Consider the following 20,499-nt stretch of genomic DNA (forward strand, 5'->3'; position numbering starts at 1 on the left):
ACTCTTTCTCTATTTTTCTTCTTTCTTCTTTTTCAATCTGGCATAGGTTGAAAATCTTTTTCTCTCATTAGCGTAATACTTTTGTGATAGCTTAATTTCCACATTCATAACTGTTGATCTACACTCAATCTGTTATGTCCCTGAAATTTATCTTGCTTTATCTTCAGAAAGGTGCAATTAAAAATGCTTGAAGTCTACTGTGACTCATCTTATAATGAAAATGGAGAGTCCTATATCGGCTGCGTGGTGCTGCGGGAAGGCAGGCAGATCCATCAGTCAACGACCGAAGTCCGGGGTAATCCTCGTAATAATCTTGATTGCGAACTTGATGCTCTCGATTTTGCCATTTCCCTTGTCAGGATTTTTTCCAAAGGCGATAAAGAAATAGTTGTTTATAATGATTCTACAGAAGCCGTAAAAAATTTTCAGGGAAAGGCTGAGGGTGCAGAACAGGAGTTTTCAGGGTCCGGGATTAGCTTTGAGTATATCCCACGTGAAAAGATGTATCAGGCAGCCGCAGACAGCCTGTCCAAAAAGTTTCCTGTTTTTTTCTCAAGTACAGCTATGTGTAGTGTGGAATCCTTTTCAAGACGTGAAGACATTCTCTCTGACATTGCCCGCAATAAAAGCAGTGTTTTTTATCTTGAAAAAGTGCTGGAAATGTCTTCAAATAAAAAAACCTGCTACAGGCTGGTAGTCCGAACCATGGAAAAAATCCTTTCTGATGACAGGTTTTATACTATAAAAAAAGGAGGTCCGGGAACTCAGGTAAAAGCTGCTGAAGAGATCAGGAAAGACCTCTCAAACCCTGAGGTCCTCTCTTCCCTGAAATCGAAAGGTATCAGGCTTGAAAATTCCTACTTCCTGCTCACGGATGAGACATGGGGGCTGCGGGGCACGGACAGCCAGGCCTGCTCTATCCTTCCCCTTTCCATCCCACATAAAATCATATGCGATGAGGTGGACCGGTCGCCTCAAAATCTTTTCAAAAGAGCAGAGCGTTTCAGGTGATTTTCTTCACTCTCGATCTCTACTCTCGATTCTTTCTGGAACAGGATAAACAGGTATTTATGAAAATTACAGAATTTCACTTACAATAATTTCACTTATATAATTAATTTCTCTTACATATTTAATTTCTCTTACATTATTAATCTCACTTGCATAATTAATTTCACTTACACTATTCCACTTAAATTATTAGTTTTGCTTACAGTATTATTCATTCCCCAACAACCCCAAACAACCCCAAACCCCACCCAAAAACCCTGAGAATCCATGAAACCCATAGATTATAAAATCCAGATTTTGCTGACAATTTTCATCAGTTCTCTGCTCCTCGGAAACCTCCTGGGGGGCAAGCTGATCGAGATCTTTGGAATCGTAACCTCTGTCGGCCTTTTCGGATACCCGCCTACCTTTCTTATTACGGATATCGTAGAAGAGGTAAAAGGAAGAGAAGTGACAAAAATTTTCGTGCATGCAGGTTTTCTTTCACTTTGCATAGCCCTATTTTTCATATTTGTTAGCACAGGCCTTTCCCCTTCCCCTCTATATCCTCATAATGAAGCTTATAATCACGTTTTTTCAGGTTCCCTGAGAATTATCCTGGCAAGCATGATAGCTTTTCTCATAAGCCAGTACCACGACATCTGGGCTTTTAATTTCTGGAAGAAAAAAACAAATGGGAGATGCCTGTGGCTCAGGAATAATCTTTCAACAATTGTTTCCCAGCTTCTCGACTCTACCGTTTTTATGTTTATCGCTTTCTATCATGCAGGTCCTGAGATGGGCGCAGCTGCTATATTCTCCATGATTTTGCCGCTCTGGATTCTTAAGGTGATCTTTGCCCTTCTTGATACTCCATTTGTATACCTTGGAGTAAAATGGCTCGCTTCCGGAGAGGAAAAAGAGAACCTGCATCCTGATGAGGGCAGAGAGACAGGAATAGTTAAAGGTCAGGAGACCCCCGGCTCCTTAAACCGGTCAGGATTGTAGACTTAAATTGAATTCCGAAATGCCCGATTTCAATGATTATTACTCTGATCTATCCCAACGCTTATGGGCATCCCCCTCCTATATACATTAACGGGGGTTCCAATCATGGTAGAATATCCTGAGATCGAAATACCGCCTGTCAGTAAAGAAAATCAGAATAGTGAAGATAAGCCCGGGAAAAACTATGAAAAAAAAGATGAGGAGCAGGAGAAGCAGGGAAAAGAGCCTGATATTCGGTCAGGACCTCCCTCAGAAGAGTTCTGTATCTCCTGCCTGAATATGCCTGAAGAGCAGCGTAAAAGCATGCTTCTGGAGATCCAGCAGGCAGCTGAAAAGATTCTGAAAGCCTATAAAGTCATTAAAGAGCCCGAAGATCTTTTAAAGGGGGAATGGTTTCTCAAGCTTCAGAAGCCGGAATTTGAAAAGAAACTGGTTATTGCAAAGTCCGGAGAAGAAGTGTTTATAGGTTTTTATACCTATTCCGGAGAAACTCCTGTGCCTGATCCTAATTTCGTTTTACTTTCTCAATACGGGTTCTGGTATCCGCAGAGGATAGAGGAAAAATTTGAAGAAACGGTTGCCTCTTTCTTTACGGGAGCTTACGGAGACTACGATTTCCTTAATATTGTCCCTGAAGCCGTTGAAAAATTCCAGGCTTTTCAGCGTGATTTTGTAAAGATGCTCGAAGATCAGGAATGGGACGGGCAGGATGTAGAAGTTATTGAAAAAATTATGCCGAAGGATTAAGTTCCCATAAACCAGCCCTCCCAGAGAAATTATTTCCTTCCGTTTTTTCCGGGCTTTAATTTTTCTCTTTTATAACATCCTTACTGACTTTTTATTTTCCCCACAGGATTTTTAAATCTTGAAAGCATACGCAGTTTCAGGTACATACTCTGTGGTATTATTTGCTTCCAGCTTATGGCTTTTATAGTGATCATTTTTCAGAAGGTCTTTCATGTTTTCGATAAACTCCGAATGCGTCATATCAAAAAAATCAGAGGATATCCCCCCTTTCTATGTGATGGAAGTCCTGGAAAGTGCCCAGGCTCTGGAAGCTCAGGGCAGGCACATAATCCACCTCGAGGTAGGAGAGCCCGATTTTCCTACCGCTCCACATATCTGTGAAGCCGCCTGCGCTGCTATTGGCAGGGGACTGACAAAGTACACTCATAGCCAGGGGTTGCTTGCTCTCAGAGAGGCGATAGTTGAGTCTTATTATCAGAAGTTTGGAGTGGACCTGGACCCGGGTCAGGTTATCGTTACCTCGGGGACAAGCCCGGCTCTCCTGATGGTTTTCATGGCTCTGCTTGAAAAGAGGGATGAAGTAATTATGTCTAACCCTCACTACTCCTGTTATCCGAATTTTGTAAAACACCTCGGCGGGACGCCTGTTTTTGTTTATACGAACGAAACAAACGGATTTGCCCTTGAGCCGGAAACAGTAAGGCAGCGCCTGAGCCCCAATACGAAAGCTATCCTTATCAACAGCCCTTCAAATCCGGGAGGGCATGTTATGTCCCCTGAAAACCTGCAGGGACTTGCAGCGATAGCTGATGAACGGGGAATTCCTATCGTTTCTGACGAGATCTACCAGGGCCTGATTTACAGCGGTGAAGAACACAGCATCCTTGAATACACAAAAAACGCCTTTGTCCTTAACGGGTTTTCCAAGCTGTATGCGATGACAGGCTGGAGGTTGGGCTATATTATCTGTCCCCCCGGATGCGTGCGTGCACTTCAGAAGATTCACCAGAACTTCTTTATCTGCGCCAACTCTTTTGTGCAGGAGGCAGGAATCGCGGCCCTGAAAGGTCCTCAGGAACATGTCACTGAGATGGTCCAGACCTATAATGTGCGCCGGCAGTATATGCTGAAAAGGCTTATCGGTATGGGGCTTGATGTACGCAAAGAGCCAATGGGAGCTTTTTATGTCCTTGCTGATGCCCGAAAATACTGCAGTGACTCCCTTGAACTGAGCCGCAGGATACTCAATGAGGCAGGTGTGGCTGTAACCCCGGGAATAGACTTCGGGAACGGGGCAGAGGGCTACCTGCGTTTTTCCTATGCCAACAGCCTGGAAAATATTACAGAAGGAATGGACCGCCTGGAAGCTTTTCTGGAAAAAGAGCTTGAAGGGTAAGTTTTTCGGATCTGGCAGCGGACACTTTCTGTTTATTAATTTTTCTAATTTTTTCTAATTTTTTTCTAATTGTTTTTTTAGTGCTCTTCTCGAATTGTTTTTTCTAACTGTTTTTTAATGTTTTTCTGGTCAGTTCAGCGATAATTCGAGTGGCTTTATCTGTTTAATGCTGGCTGTTCCTGCTGCCCTTTATTCATTTCAGTGACAGTTCTTTTCTGCCTGAAATCAAAGATGCTTCTCTGATTTACGCTTTCTTTTTCAGGGCAGAATACCCCTGTAATCAACCACGTCCCGTATATGAAATGGGTTCCCATGATGAAGTAAAGCTCTTTTCCTTTTAAATGGTCAAAGAGCTGTTCTCTTATTTTTCTTTTCACAGCCAGGGATTCTTTTTCTCCCCTTACAATATTCCTCACGGCTTCATTGAGTTCCCAGTCAAGCAGAACAATTTTATGCCCTCTGCAGGCTTCCTCTCCCTCGCACCTGAAAATATACTTTATTTCGACAGGCATCCCGGCTTTTTCCCCTTTTTCCAGAAAATCTCCCATCATGTCAAAATACTGCTGCCGATCAAAGATTTCAAGGCTGTTTATCTTAACCTCGATGTCCAGAAGCTCAGGTTTTACCACTCCAAGACTTGCCCTTTCTACATTCAGCTTTTCCAGTGAAGTCACAAGCGGCAGAATGAGCTCTTTTATCTCCCTGTCCTTTGCAGGCTTCCCAAGGTTAACGTAATCAAGGACTTTCCTGCTCTCCCACCTCGTGCCGTTCTCAGGCCTGGTGACCGTAACCTCAAGCAGGTCATTCTTTTTGAAATCCACCAGCCCTTCGCCGTACCTGAACCTGAAGGGGTAAAGCCTGAGGAGCTCTCCGTCTTCATTGATTCCGGTGACTCCAACAGCGTGCCCTTCCCCGTTCCTTTTTCCTTTTTCCGGGACAGCTCTGACAAGGACTGCTATTTTTTCTTTTTCCCGCCTCAAAGGAGAACCTCGGTCGTTTAAATGAATATAGAAAATAAGTATCTCAGGAGAAAATTGTACTTAGAAGGTAATAACTGTTGGGGGAGCTGTCTGAAAGTAATTATCTTAAAAACTGCCGTTTTCTGTTTTTTCTGTTTTTCTATATTCCTTTCTCTAAACTTGACAGATTAAGTCCAGAATATGCAGAAAAAGTGTTAACAAAAGAATATAACAAAATTAAAGAAAAGAATAAAAACGTGGGGCTGGTGAGATTCGAACTCACGATCGACGGGTATCTCCGAACAACTGCTTTTACAGTTTTCTGGTGAGCATCTATCAGTGCTCCAACGGTTCCTCATTGTCCTGCCCCGTCGGGAAAGACTCGGTAGACCCGTTGTTCATCATTTATCCGCTGGAGCCCATCGCCATGCCGGGCTAGGCCACAGCCCCTTAATGTTGATTAACAAGGATACTGACATATCCTTTCTATTTTAAATAGTTAACGGCAGGAAATAATGATTTTGAAAAATGTTTCCAAAATTTATCCATTTTTTCCCGGCAGATTAGCTCAAAGTAAATTTCAAGCAGGAAAAACGCTGATCTATAAACAAAAAAGTAGACCGGGAGCTTTTTCTATTAGCTCTCCTGGTCCGCTAGCCGCCTAAAAGTAACGACTTAATTGTGTTTTTTTCAGTCGATTTTGTTGAACTTTGACGCGGCTGCCCCGCAGATAGGACAGTTGCCTTCAGGCTCCCCTTCTATGGTATGCCCGCAGACAGCGCAGACGTAATAATCAATTTCTTTATTATTTCCAATTTCTTGCAGTGCTTTTTCGTACAGCATGGCATGGACTTTTTCTACCTTATTTGCCACTTCGAAGCTCCAGAGAGCCCTTTTGTCCCCTTCTGCCCTTGCTTCCTCTATAAACTCGGGGTACATTTTGGTAAATTCGTATGTTTCCCCTTCAATGGCTTCCTTCAGGTTGTCCATTGTGGTTCCGATTCCACCCATACGCTGAAGGTGGTTATGGGCGTGGATCGTTTCCGCAGCAGCAGCAGCTCTAAAGAGCTTTGCTATCTGGTGATAACCTTCTTCATCAGCTTTTTTCGCAAATGCCAGGTATGTCCTGTTTGCCATCGATTCGCCGGTAAATGCAGCTTTAAGGTTGTCTTTGGAACTCATATTTCTCTCCCCTGTTTTGAAATTCTTTTTCACCTTATTATCAGGTCATATTTATTATTTTAACGCTCAGAAAGTCTAATCTCAATATATTATGGGTGATATCAATATATTATGGGTGATATCAATATATTATGGGGGCTGGAAAATCTGCAAACTTTTTTAAGGAATGTTTGAAGAAAAGAAGGTTTTTAAAACGTAATAGATTTTTAAAACGTAATAGATTTTTAAAACGTGATGGGTTTTTAAGGTGTGATTAAAAGGAATGTGGTCGAGATATTGACCTGAAATCTTTGAGAAAAGTGTAGAGAAGGTTTTTTATCCTGAAAATTACGCCCAGGGCAGGATTCGAACCTGCGATCCCAAGGGGAACGGTTTTCGAGACCGTCGCCATACCGCTAGACGACCTGGGCATTTTGATTAAAAAGTTTTTTCGCGATGAGGAAGTTTCCGGGCATCGCCCGGCGTTTCTGGTGCAGAGTTAAGTGAATACACTTTCTATCTTATATATTTTATTCTCAGCGGGTCAGGATTTTAGAAGTCAAAAAGAGACTTCTGGGCTGCAGTTTTTTCTTCACTTTCTTCTTCTGAGTTCCCTGATTCTGCTTCCTTTGCCTCTCCTGAATCAATCTTTAATGTGTCCTCTTCTTTTTTTCCTTCGAAATCAGAGAACGAGAACTGGTTCTCTGTTTTTTCCCTTTCTTTTTTTGTCTCCTTCCTGGCTCTTTTCTTTGCTTCGCCGGCTTTTCCTGCAGGTTCAGCTTTGTCCGCTTTCAGGTGTTCAGGGAGCTCAAGCCAGCCGTACTTGCCGCCTCCTCCAGGGTGGATTATAACATCGCCGTTCCTGAAGGCGAGGATTGAGTTTACTATTTTCTCGTCAACTATTTTCAGGGCTTCGGGTTCTGCATAGATCAGGGCTTCAACCTCGTTTCCGAAATACTCTACGAGGGTTTCCCATGCCGTTTTTACACCTTTGGTCTGGACGCTTGCATGGCCAAGTGCCATCTGTATGACTTCTGCAAGAGGCATAAGATGAAGGTAAGGGGGACGGTAGGCAGGGTGCCTTGGTACTTCAAAGTCCGCAAGTTCGTTGATCCGGTCTTCCACACCTTTTTTTATAATGCCTCCGCATACTGAACAGCGCCATTTGATAGCTTCGGCTTCGGTAAGGGTATATTGAGTAAAACATTTGATGCAGGCGGAGCGGTTGTACTTTCCTTCTTCAGGGAAGAAGCCGACATTCAGGGTCGCCCCGTAGCCCTGCTCTCTCAAAATGGCTTTTTTGAGCCCGTCAAAAGTCATGTCAGGCAGGTTGAACTGAGTAAATTCTCTTGCCAGTTTATTGGTAGAAGGGGAATGGGCATCAGAATTTGTAAGGAAAGTCAGCCTGTGCAGTTCTTCAATCCTGTCAGCATAATCACTGTCCGCGCTCAGACCAAGTTCAACAAAAGAAATGTAACCTGTCATGCTCCCATAGCAGCTTTCAAGGCTGTCATGGTAGCCGTAAAGAGCAGTCCAGGGAGTAAAAGCGTGGCAGGGGCCGATTAGAGCTCCTATGTCTTTTGCAATCTCAGCAATCTCACAACCGTCCAGCTTAACTGTGGGCCTTCCGTCTGCTTCAAGGTTTCCGAAAGAGGAAATCCTCTCTGCCAGCTCTTCGGCTTTTGAAATGGAAGGCAAAATCAGGAGGTGGTGTACACGGTCGATATCTTCGATTTCGGTAGTCGGGATAAAAAATATATCTCCTATCCGGATTTCCTCGTCTGAAATGGCTGCTTTTTTAATATCTTCAAGCCATTTCGGATGGGTGCAGTCCCCTGTGCCTATAAGTTCCATCCCTTTTCTTGCAGCTTCGCTTGCGATTGTGGGCAGTTCCATTTTTGAGGAACATGCCATGGAGTACTTCGAGTGGAGATGGAGGTCTGCATTGGCTTTCATTTCCGAACCTTTCGTCAGGCGTTTTTAATTATCAGGTTCTCTATATGCTGCCTATCCGGGCCTTTTATCCTTACTTTCTTCCTGAACTTACAAAACCGTATATTTACCCTATATACCGAAGGTCTTCTTCCGTGGGTTTAACTTCGGGAAGATTCTGTTGTTCTTCTTTTTCTTTCAGCTTTTCGAGGATGTTTTCCATCTCTTCAGCTTTTTTCTTAAGAGAATCAGTATTTACCTCGATTCCGAAGATATTGCACAGCACTTTCAAAAGAGACTGGGCGCTTTTAGGGTCCATCAGGTATCCGGGAGTCATCCCCATAAGACAGGCGGCATCTATGCCCCTCATCCCGCTGAAAGCCACAAGCAGGCCGGAAGCTCCTACGATTCCTCCGCTTGGCTCGGATTCCCTGAACTCTACACCGTACTGTTTAATTTCCTCTATCAATTCTGTGCTGTTGGCAACTCCAAGAACCGTATCTTCATAAGTAAGTTTACCTGTCGGGTAGCCTCCAAGAGTGTATATCCTGGGGACTTTCAGTTCCTCTGCAATGTCCAGGTAAAGAGAACAGAGTTCGTAATGCCCCTGAGCAGTAGTGCTCTGGTGATCTCCTACTAGAAAAAGAACATCAGTTTCGTTTGCTTTCCCAAGGTATATGGTGTTGCTTACAGGGCGGACAGTACAATCTTTGTTGACGAGAACCTGGGGCGGAAAGTGCGGGGAATAAACCTCCATAATCCTTTCAGCTGCGAGTTCGTCTACCAGATGTTCTGCTACCAGCTTGCCAACAAGTCCTACACCGGGAAGTCCTACTACCATTATGGGGTTTTTCAGTGTAAGTTTTTCTTTCAGGCGGACAAGTGTACTTTGTTGCATAAAAATCCTTATCCTTTCTTTGCCAGTCTGCGGTACTTACCGTAAGGGTCCTGAGGAGAAAAGCGAGCCGGAATAGCGGGTAAAGTTACTTCCCCGCAAACCGGACATTTTTCCCTTAAAGTGTACCTGCCGCAATTTTTGCATTTGCGGATCTTTTGTCCCAAAGGGTATCACGCCTTTGCCGATTCGATATGCCGTTTGAAGATCCCATGTCCGCCAAGTTTGGAAATAGTGTCTACTGCCGTCTGGGCGGATTTCTTAAGGACTGATTCGGCTTTCTTATAATCAGGAGCTATTACCTTGATTCTGTATCTTGGGGCTCCTGTGTAAGTTATTTCGAGCCTGATATCTTTTCCATCCACATCGCTGATGGAATTGGCAGCATTGAGGGATTGTTTTATGACCTCTATGCCGTTTGGAAGATTACAGGTCAGATCAACATACCCTGCGATATCCACGAAGGGCAGTTTGATGTTTTCTCCTGCGATTTTGACTATGCTCTTCAGGTATTTCTTGTTGACTTTGAGCCCTTTAAAAGCCCTCTCCCCTTCGATAGCTGCTTCTTCAAAGGCTGAATATGCGCTTCCGAAATCTTCAACAAGTCTCTCGTGAAGAGCCTGCAGGCCGTTTTCATCTGTCTTGGTTTCTTCGGCCACGAACTGGAGCCACTTGGCGGCTTTCTGCTCATTCTTCCATTCCTGGATTTTAGCCCGCCGCTGGTGCTCGTTCACGTCTTTCAATGAAAGGTCTATGTGGCCGCGGGAAGGGTCCACGTTCAGAACCTTGCAGACAATCTTCTGCCCTTCCCTTACGTAGTCCCTGACGTACTTGACCCAGCCTGCTTTAATTTCGGAGATATGGATGAAACCTTCCCTTCCTCCGAATTCTTCAAGCTCGACGTAGGCTCCGAAATCAGTTACATTCTTCACCGTACAGACAACAAACTCTCCGACTTCAGGCCAGTTATCGTTTCCCATTCGTACCACTTCTCAATTTTTGTCTTTTATTACTCTCAACTGTACTCCTGTGCAGTGCTTTTACCTGTCCGGTTATTCAAGCACTTCCAGGATGTGAGTGGTAATTGTAGATTTTCCACCGGTTGGTTCGGCAAGGGTTCTTCCACAGACAACGCAGGTAATCTTGCGGCTTGCGCTTCCGAATATGATCTGTTCGTTTTCGCAGTCATTGCACTTTACGCGCAGGAACCTGCTCTTTGGTCTCTGGGTATAGTCTACCATATTATCTTACTCCTTGAACTCGAACTTCTTTGCCCTGAAGCAGGGTCTCTGGTGGGCTTTCTTGCATACAGTGCAGCGGTACCTGAGCCAGATGCGCTTTGTTGGCTTGTCGCCACCAGGCACCTTTGAGAACTTTCCGCTGTTCCCTATGCCCTGCTGTCTCTGCTTCTGCCTTGCAATGTGAGTCATTGATGAAGCCTGTCCCTTTTTTACCCTCTCTGCTACGTGTTCCTGGTGGGTTTTACAGAACGGGCAGTAAGTTCTGAATCTCTTTGGAATCTTCATTCTTTACACCTTTTTTTATTGATTATTGGTATTTGTGTGCATTCCCGGCTTTTGCGGAAAAGCATCGTTTAATATACTTGTTAATATACGTATGGCGTTACGTATGGCGTTTTATTTTTCCTGGAAAGTATTTTATTTGGGAAGCCTTTGATTGATGAGTTTGAGATAATCTGACCTCTTTTTACCCCTGAATCTGAGTTGCGGTCTCTATCAGAGACGAGGTCAAAGCACGCTAACAAGGTTAAGCTACACAGATATAGCTACACATATAAATACTAATACTATTAACTGAAGTGCTTCCTTCCTCATGGTGCATGAAACTGCTGTTTGCAGGCTTTCTACTGAGTCTGTCCCCGGCTGTTTTCTTGCTAAAATAAGCTGCATGTTTCAATTCTTTTCGAAAATTTTCTCTTCTGAGCTTTTATCCCCGGCAGCAATCAGTTTTGCTGCATTTCGTTTTATCAGCCCGGTTGCATTCAGTTGCGGCAAAACAACAACATCTTCAGCGTTGACCGTATAATTCCGGCCGTCTGCACCTGTGAAAGTAGGTAGATCCTTCAGTACCCGGACAACAACATATTCTTCGTTTATATTGTTTTTGCCCGTATCTATCCCGTTTTCCTTTCCCTCTGCAGATGCGGTTATTTCGTCTCCTTTCTTTGCTTCCGGATTGCCCGGGGCAGGGGCCTGTTTTGATGACCATACACAGGGCCATCTAGCAGTCTTTCCTGAATCCGGATAAAGAATAGGCCCTAAAAGCTCGACTTTTGCAGCTTCGATACCCTGAAGCACGAGGTCATACAGCAATTTTTCCGCAGGAAGCAGCTTTTCAATATCCTTTGAGATAGGTTTATCAGCGTGAGACTGGATCGTTGCCCTGGTAATAACCTTCCCTATTCTCTTCATAAAAATGGTCTCAAGGTCGGAAAGTGCCCTTTCATGCTCGTCATTGAGCATCTTTGATTCCGGAGAACGGGGATTGTTTATTTTGCTTATTTCTTTCTCGAGTTCCCGGATATATTTTTCGGCTTCCCGATAAAAATCAGCCGGAATTGTTTTTAAGGTCTGGTTTTTTTCTTTATACAGCGTCTGGCTGATTCCTTCTATATCCATACTCAGCAACACCTCTACAAATCAGATATACGGCTGCATATTCCGGAACTTCCTGTATGCCTTCCTCTATTCTTAAATCCTTGCCTTTTAACTGTACTGAGAAAGGCTTTGAAACGGTTATTTTTACCGGTCTTTCACCAAAAACAACTGCGTCATTCAGCGGGTTAAACTCTTCCAGTTCGGATAAAGCAAGTTTTTTGACCAGCATCCCTGAGCCTCCGTGAAGGGACCCGGGGACACGGATAAGTCTTTTGATGTCGGCAGTCACGGGTTCATCAACACTGGCTCCAAAACGGTTAAGGAAATTTTCCATAGATTCCTGCATGAAATATGCGGCAATCTCCTTAAAGTTTCTTACGCCGAAGTCCAGCCTTCCTCTCTCCAGAATATCTTTTAAGCCGTTTTCACTGTTAGTAATATTAATCAGTTTTTTGATTGTGGTATCCCCTACTTTCTCATGCTTTCGGAGCTCGGGAAACATATCTTTTTTATATTTTTTTCCGCACTCTGCTTTCATGTAATCAGTAAGGTAAAGTGCAACTCTCTTTCCCCACCCGCTGTCGTATCCTACAAGCGTGCACTTCACTGGAAGGTTTTTGATCCCTTTGAACGACTTCGAACCGGTCCCAAAATCCCCGTCCATTGCAACTTCCCTGAAAAAATACTTAAAATCAATATCCTTCCCGCTGACATAGTTCACGATCTCCCTCCTTTCCGAACTCCCGAGCGTCAGGACTTTCGGGCTGGTAATATGGAAATGGTATCCCCTTCCTCCGGAAAATACGAGTTCGATCTCCTGCTCTGAGAATCCAAAATCATCCAGAAGAAAATCCATGAGCTTGAGGGTCTCTTTCTTTACAAGCTCAAGCATGTCTGCATAATTTCTCGGGGCATTAGGCAGGTGGTCCGCGTCAAGGTCAAAAATTAGCTCTGCCCCAAGCCAGTTTTTCTCATTCATTTTTCGTGCGTCAGGGTATTCGTAATAAGCAGTAGAGTTGTAAACATGTGCAGGAGCCATGCCGTAAAGGTAATCCAGAGCTTCTCCCGGCGAGCCGAAAGACTTGTGCCTGTGCATCATTTTTTCCGGCATATCGTCATAAAAGATGAAAGCCCACTCTCTGTTAGGCAGGTGGTCAGGGAGGCCTATCTCAGCGGTTTTATAGTATTTTTGAAAACAGGATTTTAAATAACGGGTTGTTCTGCTGTCCATGGTTTCGGGGTTCAGGGTTTTTGGATCTTGGTTAGGGGTCTCTTATGATAGAATAACTCATATTTTACTTTTGTTTATATGAGGCTTTTTTAAAATAGTTTGCCTGCTTTTCCGGCCTCTTTAAAAACAGTTTAAAGAAAGGCTGTAATGGAAAAATTCCTGTTATGGATGAGAAGGAATTCATAGAAAAGAGACCATCTGCAATAAGTATAAAATCAATAAGAGACTTAGGAATGATTCCTACTAATATATATTATTTCCATATAATTATCCTTGTCAATGATTATGGGATCTGAGAACCTGTAGAACATAATGGAGAGTAAGAACTTCTAGGGGTAAATTCTGTGGGAAGTAAAATCAGTATTATAAATCATATTAATACAATCCGGTACTATCTGAAAAAGAACGAAGTTGAAGACCGGGTTGAAGACCCTGCCGGTGCGACAGAACCTGAAAGCACGGAGGCTTTTGAAATATTTATCAGTCCGTCTACAGGTATGGAATTCATAATGGCACCTGCCGGTGAATTTTTAATGGGGTCCTCTCCCGAAGAGATAGGCAGGTCATACTCCGAATCTCCGGTCCACAGGGTTACGATTAAAAATCCGTTTTACATCGGCAAATATCAGGTTACTCAAAAACAATGGAAAACTATAATGGGGACCAGTCCGTCGAATTTTAATGAAGATTTCCGTCCTGTTGAGCTGGTTTCCTGGGAAGATGTTCAGGAATTTATTGGAAAACTGAACGCAATGGAAAACACCACAAAATACCGCCTGCCTTCCGAAGCCGAGTGGGAGTATGCATGCAGAGCAGGTACGCAGAGCAGGTACTTTTTTGGTGAAGATGAATCCAAACTTGGCGATTATGCATGGTACGCCAGGAATGCAGGCCGTAAAACCCATCCTGCTGGCAGAAAAAAACCTAACCGCTGGGGCCTTTACGATATGTGCGGTAATGTCTGGGAATGGGTTCAGGACAGCTGGCACGAAGACTATAATGGGGCTCCTTCTGACGGAAGCGCATGGGAAGACGGAAACAGCTCCAATCGTGTCTCTCGTGGGGGAAGCTGGTACTGCTCTACCGATTCCTGCCGCTCAGCTTCCCGTTTCAGCCGCGAGCCTGACAAACGTTTAGCAAATCTTGGATTTCGGCTTGTGAGGGAATTATAAGTTTTTTCTCTTCTTTTTAATTCCTCAAAGACTTCTCTAACTGTCTTTTTTATCTATCAGCTTTCCCGGTTTCGTTTCATTATCCTGACGCACCCCTCTTAATTCAGATCACTATTAAATAAACAAAGCTTAGTCCTCTTGAGCGAGCAAAGCGACCGAAAAGGACCGCGTACTCCCGAGGCGCAATTCGGGCGATTAAAATCTGACTACTGTAAAAAGAATTCTACAGTAACACTTATACATGAATCCTCTCTTATATCCACTTCATGAAACAGGATATGTCAAGTGCAGACGTTGCTGCGGTTGTTGCCGAACTGTCAGCAGGTCCCAGGTCTATTATTGATGCGAAGATCGGAAAGATCTACCAGCCAGCCAGCGAGGAGATACGCATCAACCTTTACGTTTTTCACCAGGGAAGGGACAACCTGGTTATTGAGGCAGGAAAGCGCCTCCATATGACAAAACACATCCGGCCAAGCCCCACTCTTCCTCAGGCTTTCCCCATGCTTCTGAGAAAATACCTGATGGGAGGCAGGATCGTATCCGTCGAGCAGCATGACTTTGACAGGATTATAAAAATAGGGATTGAGAGGGCTGGAGTCAGAAGCACACTTATTGTTGAACTGTTTGCGCGAGGCAATGTCCTGATAGTGGATTCGGAAAACAAAATCATCCTGCCCATGAACCCCGTAACCCTCAAGGACCGCAGGCTCAGGAGCGGAGAAATTTACGAGCTTCCGGAGGCGCAGTTGAGCCCCATCGAGGCTAAGGTTTCCGACCTTATGGATGCATTTTCTAAATCAACGGCTGATATAGTCCGGACTATTGCTACAAGGTTCAACCTCGGAGGAGTCCTGGCAGAAGAAGCCTGTGCACGCGCAGGAATAAACAAGTCCAGGCCTGCAAAAGAAGCTACAGTAGAGGATGCTGAAAAGCTGCGTGAGGCGCTTCAGGACCTTTTTTCCCCTCTATTCAGAGCGAGGGACGCTGCCAGAACTGAAGGCGAGCCTGAAGGCGGTGCTGAAATTGAAGACAGGCCCGGAGCAGAAACCGGACCTCTTATTCCGGGGCTCAGGCCTCAGCATATAAAGCAGGAAATTAATGGGAAAATGGAAACCTTCGATGTAGTGCCTTTTGACCTTAACCGTTATTCAGAATACGAAAAAGAATATTTCGATTCCTTTAATACTGCACTTGATGAGTTTTTCGGGAAAAAGGCTCTTGAGCAGGTGGCAGAGGTAAAGGAAGCCGAAAAGAAGGAAAAAACGCTCGGGGTCTTTGAAAGGCGGCTCATGCAGCAGGAAGAGAGCCTTGCAAAGTTCGAAAAGGAAATTGAGAAAAACAATGCCCTTGCAGAAACCGTATATGCCAATTACCAGATTATCGAAGAGCTTTTTTCAGTACTTAACGGAGCAAGGGCAAAAGGTTATTCCTGGGATGAAATTCGCTCCATCCTGAAACAGGCAAAAAAGACCGTTCCTGCAGCCCAGACAATTACTAATATTGACCAGAAAACCGGAACTGTAACTGTCAATCTCGACGGAAAGAGCATAAATCTTGATATCCGGAAGACTGTGCCTCAGAATGCCCAGGAATATTATGAAAAGGTTAAAAAGTTCACCAAAAAGAAGGACGGAGCTATCCGGGCTATTGAGGACACTAAAAAAGCTATGGAGAAAAAGGCTGCTACAAAATCTGCAAAAGCTGGCAGGAAGCTGCAGGCTTCCCGGAAAAAGCACTGGTATGACCGGTTCAGGTGGTTTGTATCTTCAGACGGCTTCCTGGTCGTGGGCGGCAGGGATGCCGATACCAACGAAGAAATTTTCAAAAAGTACATGGAAAAAAGAGACATCGTTTTTCATACACAGACACCGGGCGCTCCTCTTACGGTTGTAAAGACCGGAGGGAAGGAGGTTCCGGACTCCACGCTTCAGGAAGTTTCACAGTTTGCGGTTTCTTATTCGAGCCTCTGGAAAGCCGGACAGTTCAGCGGTGACTGTTACTGGATTAAATCTGAACAGGTGACAAAGACCCCGGAATCCGGAGAGTACCTGAAAAAAGGGGCATTTGTTATCCGCGGTGAGCGCAATTACTTCAAAGACGTCCCTCTTGGCATTGCAGTTGGTCTTGAGCTTAAAGGCGAGACAAGGATTATTGGAGGGCCTGCTTCTGCGGTCAGGAAGCACGGAGACTATATTCTTGAAATTATTCCCGGCAAATTCAATCAGAATGATATTTCAAAAAAGATCTACAGGATTTATGCAGATGAACTCAATGACCCTCGTTTTGTGAAGCAAATTGCATCTCCTGACCAGATTGCCATGATGATCCCCGCCGGAGAATCAGATCTGAGGAACCAGAAGCCGGAAAAGAAAGGTCAGGGTTTCGGGCCTGAGGGTGAAGGATACGAAACCCCTGAAATGGAAGCCGGATTTGAAGACCTTAAAGGTGAAATTGATGAAGAATCTGGAGAAAATGCAGGAGAAGAGTTCGCAGATGAAGAATTTGCAGAAGAAATAGGGGAAGGCAGTGAAGTAAAAGTTAAAGCTGAAGCCAGAGAGGGAAATGAAGAAATAATTGAAATACGCGGAGTGAAAAAGGAATGAGGGTTACAAACCGTTCTCTAAAAGGCCGGGAAGGGGAAATTGCCGTAACAGCCGAGACTCTTGACGATCTCTGGCACCTGAAGTATATTATTGAAAAAGGTGACATGGTCTTTGCTCTGACCAGAAGGAAAGCCGATTCTGCAAGCGACAAACTCCGCCCGGAAAAGGTTGAGAAGGTAAAGGTAAGGCTGGGGATAAGGGTTGAAGAACTGGAGTTCCATAAATTTGCAAACAGGCTGAGAATACACGGGCCGATTGAGCACGGAATGGACACAGGCTCCTATCACACACTCAATGTGGAAATAGGGACCAATATTTCCATCATTAAGGAGCACTGGAAGAACGACCAGCTCCAGCGCATTCAGGACGCCGAAGAAGCAGGAAAGCGCCCAAAAGTTGTTATTGTAGCGGTTGAGGAGGGTGACGCAGATATCGGGTTTGTGCGCCACTATGGAATCGAAGTCTATTCTCATATCAGGCAGTCCTCCGGGAAGCGGGAGACCGGGCTCAGGAATGAGTTTTTCAGGGAAATTGTTGAACAGCTCAGGCACGCAGTTCCTGAAGACGCTTCCATAGTGATTGCAGGGCCCGGTTTCACCAAAGAAGATTTCCTGAAATATTTTAATGAAACTGAGTCTGAAATGGCTTCTAAGGCATTGACTGAAGATACGTCCATGATAGGTATGTCCGGGTTTCAGGAGGTGCTCCGCAGAGGAGCGGTGGACCGGATCATGCAGGAGTCCCGAATAGCCCGGGAATCCTCTCTCATGGAAGACCTTATCAGGGAAATCTCTATGGACGGAAAAGCAGCTTACGGTTTTGCAGATGTGAAAAATGCTCTTGGTTACGGGGCTGTTGAAACCCTGCTCATAGCTGACGAAACGCTGCGTGAAGGGCGGGAAAAAGGTGAGGATATAGATAAACTACTTATGGAGGTCGAACAGGCTCAGGGAAAAGTTGTTGTGTTCAGCACGGCCTTTGAGCCCGGAGAAAAACTTCACAAACTTGGAGGAATTGCAGCTTTGCTCCGTTTCAAAGTAACAGGCTGACCCTGTGCAGACCTGTTAAGACCCTGTGCAGACCTGTTAAGATCCTGTGCAGGCCTGTTAATATTCAGCCGTTAACTGTCTATTATTTACTTAAATTTTCATTCATTTTTTGTATTTTTGTTTTTTATTTTTTCGTTATTTTATTTTCTTATTTTTGTTTTCTTTCTAATGTTAATTCCTTTCCCCCTGACATTGAGGAGAGGGAAGCAGCTCTTTTATTTTTTATGTCCTGTTTCAGTGTTATCTTTCTTATTTTTGATTCAAATTCGTAAAATTTATTAACTACTCTTCTTTATTTGTTGTTACTTTTAGATTTGTTTATAATAATATTTGCTTATAATTAATTCCTCCGTTGAATTAATTATTAAATTTATATTAAAATGAGTGATGGTGTTTATGAATTTCGGTATTAAGAGATTTTTGCATGCGCTTTTGATAGCGTTAACAATCTGTTTGATGCTCCCTGTACCGGGTCTGGCGGGTCCGTCTATTTGCGGGGCTCCTTTTGATACAAATGCTACTTCATCCGATGGTTTTTGCTGGAATGCAACCACTTTTGGAGGCTTTAACTACCCTGTAAACAAACACAAGGACTTTGTAGCTTCTGAAAACTGGTGGGGAGAACGCCTTCAGTACGTTGATAAAGACGGGCAGGACGAACTAGGTGTAAACAACCCCGGAAACCATGTTATAGGCGAAGGAGAGCTTCTGTATTCTACAAGGCAGTTCTCAAACAAATACGACCTTGTTTCCGATCTTGGGCTTACTGCCAGTACAATTCCTCCCGAACTTGGCGGGATGTTCTACTACAAACTTCCCTGGTTCGGAAAACCATATGTTACGGTTGAAAATGATGCAAGTCAGCTTGCAAATATCGTCATTACCCAGGGCAGCAGTGATAAAAAAGTTCTTAAATCGGGTGATGTCTGGGACCTTGGCAAAGGCTACTCTTTGACCGTAAACCAGGTAGATGTTGAGGGTGACAAGGTGTGGTTCTCCTTATCCAAAAACGGTGAAGAACTCGAGTCCGGAATTGTGAACGCAAACGGGACTGTAGAAAACCAGATCTTTACCGCAACTGCTGACTTCGGAGACGGGACTGACCAGCTTTACTTCATCACCTATGTTGACTCGGTTTTCATGAGCGCTACCGATTCCTTCGCAGTTTTCAAGTATACCTGGCTTATTGACAAAGATGACATCCTTATTATCAAAAACGGGGATGAATACCAGGGATTTGAAGTAATAGAAACTTCAAAAGACGGAATTGTCCTTGAAAATTCAAAGTCTATTACCCTGAACCTTGATAAGGATAAAAAGAACTATTTCACCGATTCCTGGTACTTCCAGACCTCCGATAAAGGAAAAGGCAGCACTTCCCCTGAAGGATACATTATCCGCCTTGCAAAAGATCTGGACAAACCTGGAAATTATACTCTGAGAGGAATGCCTGTTGACACAGGTGTTACTTCATCCGATGGTTTTTACTGGAATGCGGCCACTTTTGGAGGCTTTAACTACCCTGTAAACAAACACAAGAATTTTGTAGCCTCTGAAGACTGGTGGGGAGAACGCCTTCAGTACGTTGATAAAGACGGGCAGGACGAACTAGGTGTAAACAATCCCGGAAACCATGTTATAGGCGAAGGAGAGCTTCTGTATTCTACAAGGCAGTTCTCTAACAAATACGACCTTGTTTCCGATCTTGGGCTTACTGCCAGTACAATTCCTCCCGAACTTGGCGGGATGTTCTACTACAAACTTCCCTGGTTCGGAAAACCATATGTTACGGTTGAAAATGATGCAAGCCAGCTTGCAAATATCGTCATTACCCAGGGCAGCAGTGATAAAAAAGTTCTTAAATCGGGTGATGTCTGGGACCTTGGCAAAGGCTACTCTTTGACCGTAAACCAGGTAGATGTTGAGGGTGACAAGGTATGGTTCTCCTTATCCAAAAACGGTGAAGAACTCGAGTCCGGAATTGTGAACGCAAACGGGACTGTAGAAAACCAGATCTTTACCGCAACTGCTGACTTCGGAGACGGGACTGACCAGCTTTACTTCATCACCTATGTTGACTCGGTTTTCATGAGCGCTACCGATTCCTTTGCAGTTTTCAAGTATACCTGGCTTATTGACAAAGATGACATCCTTATTATCAAAAACGGGGATGAATACCAGGGATTTGAGGTAATAGAAACTTCCAAAGACGGAATTGTCCTTGAAAATTCAAAGTGTATTACCCTGAACCTTGATAAGGATAAAAAGAACTACTTCACCGACTCCTGGTACTTCCAGACCTCGGATAAAGGAAAAGGCAGCATTTCCCCTGAAGGGTACATCATCTATCCTGCGACAGATGTGGTTGTTGAAGACAAAAATGCCACCGTGCCGATAGCTAATTCCACAGAGGAGACTAATATAACCTCAGAATCAAACGAGTCTGAAAATGTCTCAGCAGATCACAGGACAGCTCCATCTTCTGGAACAGCAGGCATGGAAGATAAGGAAAGTCACCCTGAAGAAGCTGCGGAGGGTTCCTCTACAAAGCTTCCGGGATTTGGAATCATCTCCGGAATTATCGGGGTTATGATGTGTCTGGCTCTCAGAAGAAAGAGCTAATCTGTTATTCCATATGAGGAATATCAGGTGAGGAATATCAGGTAAGAAATATCAGGTAAGAAATATAATGGAGTATTATTCTCTTAGAAGCCTGTTCTCTTTGAGAATTATCT

The 20,499-nt window shown here is 44.1% G+C and carries 19 protein-coding genes and 2 tRNA genes; 9 read left to right on the top strand and 12 right to left on the bottom strand.

The window, feature by feature from the left end:
• Nucleotides 1-183 precede the first annotated feature (183 nt).
• The 4 genes from M886_RS06420 (at nucleotide 184) to M886_RS06435 (ending at nucleotide 4,141) form a co-directional block, all read left to right on the top strand.
• Nucleotides 184-1,011 carry a hypothetical protein gene (locus M886_RS06420; protein WP_048040722.1) on the top strand — a complete coding sequence of 276 codons (828 nt, stop codon included), beginning with the start codon at nucleotides 184-186 and terminating at the stop codon, nucleotides 1,009-1,011.
• A 267-nt stretch (nucleotides 1,012-1,278) separates the two neighbouring features.
• Complete coding sequence (locus M886_RS06425) at nucleotides 1,279-1,998, top strand: queuosine precursor transporter (RefSeq protein ID WP_048050892.1); 720 nt, start codon at nucleotides 1,279-1,281, stop codon at nucleotides 1,996-1,998.
• Nucleotides 1,999-2,103: 105 nt separating this feature from the next.
• A complete protein-coding gene (locus M886_RS06430; protein WP_015412093.1) occupies nucleotides 2,104-2,745 on the top strand; it encodes a hypothetical protein in 642 nt (213 codons plus the stop codon).
• Nucleotides 2,746-2,956: 211 nt separating this feature from the next.
• A complete protein-coding gene (locus tag M886_RS06435) occupies nucleotides 2,957-4,141 on the top strand; it encodes a pyridoxal phosphate-dependent aminotransferase (RefSeq protein WP_011033740.1) in 1,185 nt (394 codons plus the stop codon).
• Between the two features lie 155 nt (nucleotides 4,142-4,296).
• On the opposite strand, the gene M886_RS06440 is transcribed toward M886_RS06435, so the two are convergent.
• The 12 genes from M886_RS06440 to priS all read right to left on the bottom strand — a co-directional run bounded on the left by M886_RS06440 (nucleotide 4,297) and on the right by priS (nucleotide 12,937).
• A complete protein-coding gene (locus M886_RS06440; RefSeq protein WP_011033741.1) occupies nucleotides 4,297-5,121 on the bottom strand; it encodes a hypothetical protein in 825 nt (274 codons plus the stop codon).
• Nucleotides 5,122-5,358: 237 nt separating this feature from the next.
• Nucleotides 5,359-5,550: transfer RNA gene (locus M886_RS18235), tRNA-Trp, on the bottom strand.
• A gap of 240 nt (nucleotides 5,551-5,790) precedes the next feature.
• The gene (locus M886_RS06450; protein WP_048036869.1) at nucleotides 5,791-6,282 is read right to left on the bottom strand and encodes a rubrerythrin family protein; all 492 of its coding nucleotides are present in this window, start codon (nucleotides 6,280-6,282) and stop codon (nucleotides 5,791-5,793) included.
• Between the two features lie 330 nt (nucleotides 6,283-6,612).
• A tRNA-Ser gene (locus tag M886_RS06455) sits at nucleotides 6,613-6,692 on the bottom strand.
• A 121-nt stretch (nucleotides 6,693-6,813) separates the two neighbouring features.
• Entirely contained in the window at nucleotides 6,814-8,217 is a 1,404-nt protein-coding gene (locus tag M886_RS06460; protein ID WP_011033743.1) for an endonuclease Q family protein, read from the bottom strand.
• A gap of 103 nt (nucleotides 8,218-8,320) precedes the next feature.
• On the bottom strand, nucleotides 8,321-9,091 hold the full coding sequence (locus M886_RS06465) for a proteasome assembly chaperone family protein (RefSeq protein ID WP_011033744.1): 771 nt from the start codon (nucleotides 9,089-9,091) through the stop codon (nucleotides 8,321-8,323).
• 8 nt (nucleotides 9,092-9,099) lie between these two features.
• Nucleotides 9,100-9,255: an RNA-protein complex protein Nop10 gene (locus tag M886_RS17705; protein WP_011035258.1), complete on the bottom strand. Its 156-nt coding sequence runs from the start codon at nucleotides 9,253-9,255 to the stop codon at nucleotides 9,100-9,102.
• Nucleotides 9,256-9,261: 6 nt separating this feature from the next.
• The gene (locus M886_RS06470; protein WP_015412100.1) at nucleotides 9,262-10,068 is read right to left on the bottom strand and encodes a translation initiation factor IF-2 subunit alpha; all 807 of its coding nucleotides are present in this window, start codon (nucleotides 10,066-10,068) and stop codon (nucleotides 9,262-9,264) included.
• A gap of 72 nt (nucleotides 10,069-10,140) precedes the next feature.
• Nucleotides 10,141-10,329, bottom strand: coding sequence for a 30S ribosomal protein S27e (locus M886_RS06475; RefSeq protein ID WP_011020692.1), 189 nt, complete (start codon nucleotides 10,327-10,329; stop codon nucleotides 10,141-10,143).
• Nucleotides 10,330-10,335: 6 nt separating this feature from the next.
• Nucleotides 10,336-10,614 (bottom strand): 50S ribosomal protein L44e, encoded by a 279-nt coding sequence (locus M886_RS06480; protein ID WP_011033746.1) that lies wholly within the window; start codon nucleotides 10,612-10,614, stop codon nucleotides 10,336-10,338.
• Between the two features lie 387 nt (nucleotides 10,615-11,001).
• Nucleotides 11,002-11,727: a hypothetical protein gene (locus tag M886_RS06485; RefSeq protein WP_048050893.1), complete on the bottom strand. Its 726-nt coding sequence runs from the start codon at nucleotides 11,725-11,727 to the stop codon at nucleotides 11,002-11,004.
• Nucleotides 11,693-12,937, bottom strand: a complete 1,245-nt coding sequence (gene priS, locus M886_RS06490) for a DNA primase catalytic subunit PriS (protein WP_048050894.1) — start codon at nucleotides 12,935-12,937, stop codon at nucleotides 11,693-11,695. The genes M886_RS06485 and priS overlap by 35 nt, the downstream gene beginning before the upstream one ends.
• Nucleotides 12,938-13,101: 164 nt before the next feature.
• On the opposite strand from priS, the gene M886_RS19305 reads away from it, so the two are divergent.
• The 5 genes from M886_RS19305 to M886_RS06510 all read left to right on the top strand — a co-directional run bounded on the left by M886_RS19305 (nucleotide 13,102) and on the right by M886_RS06510 (nucleotide 20,386).
• Nucleotides 13,102-13,233 (top strand): hypothetical protein, encoded by a 132-nt coding sequence (locus M886_RS19305; RefSeq protein ID WP_268745851.1) that lies wholly within the window; start codon nucleotides 13,102-13,104, stop codon nucleotides 13,231-13,233.
• Nucleotides 13,234-13,281: 48 nt separating this feature from the next.
• Nucleotides 13,282-14,109: a formylglycine-generating enzyme family protein gene (locus M886_RS06495; protein WP_048050895.1), complete on the top strand. Its 828-nt coding sequence runs from the start codon at nucleotides 13,282-13,284 to the stop codon at nucleotides 14,107-14,109.
• A 266-nt stretch (nucleotides 14,110-14,375) separates the two neighbouring features.
• Nucleotides 14,376-16,715, top strand: coding sequence for a ribosome rescue protein RqcH (gene rqcH, locus M886_RS06500; RefSeq protein ID WP_048050896.1), 2,340 nt, complete (start codon nucleotides 14,376-14,378; stop codon nucleotides 16,713-16,715).
• Nucleotides 16,712-17,764 (top strand): mRNA surveillance protein pelota, encoded by a 1,053-nt coding sequence (locus tag M886_RS06505; protein WP_011033752.1) that lies wholly within the window; start codon nucleotides 16,712-16,714, stop codon nucleotides 17,762-17,764. Before rqcH ends, M886_RS06505 begins: the two co-directional genes overlap by 4 nt.
• 396 nt (nucleotides 17,765-18,160) lie before the next feature.
• The gene (locus M886_RS06510; RefSeq protein WP_048050897.1) at nucleotides 18,161-20,386 is read left to right on the top strand and encodes an S-layer protein domain-containing protein; all 2,226 of its coding nucleotides are present in this window, start codon (nucleotides 18,161-18,163) and stop codon (nucleotides 20,384-20,386) included.
• Nucleotides 20,387-20,499 lie beyond the last annotated feature (113 nt).

Source organism: Methanosarcina soligelidi (assembly GCF_000744315.1).
Taxonomy (GTDB): domain Archaea; phylum Halobacteriota; class Methanosarcinia; order Methanosarcinales; family Methanosarcinaceae; genus Methanosarcina; species Methanosarcina mazei.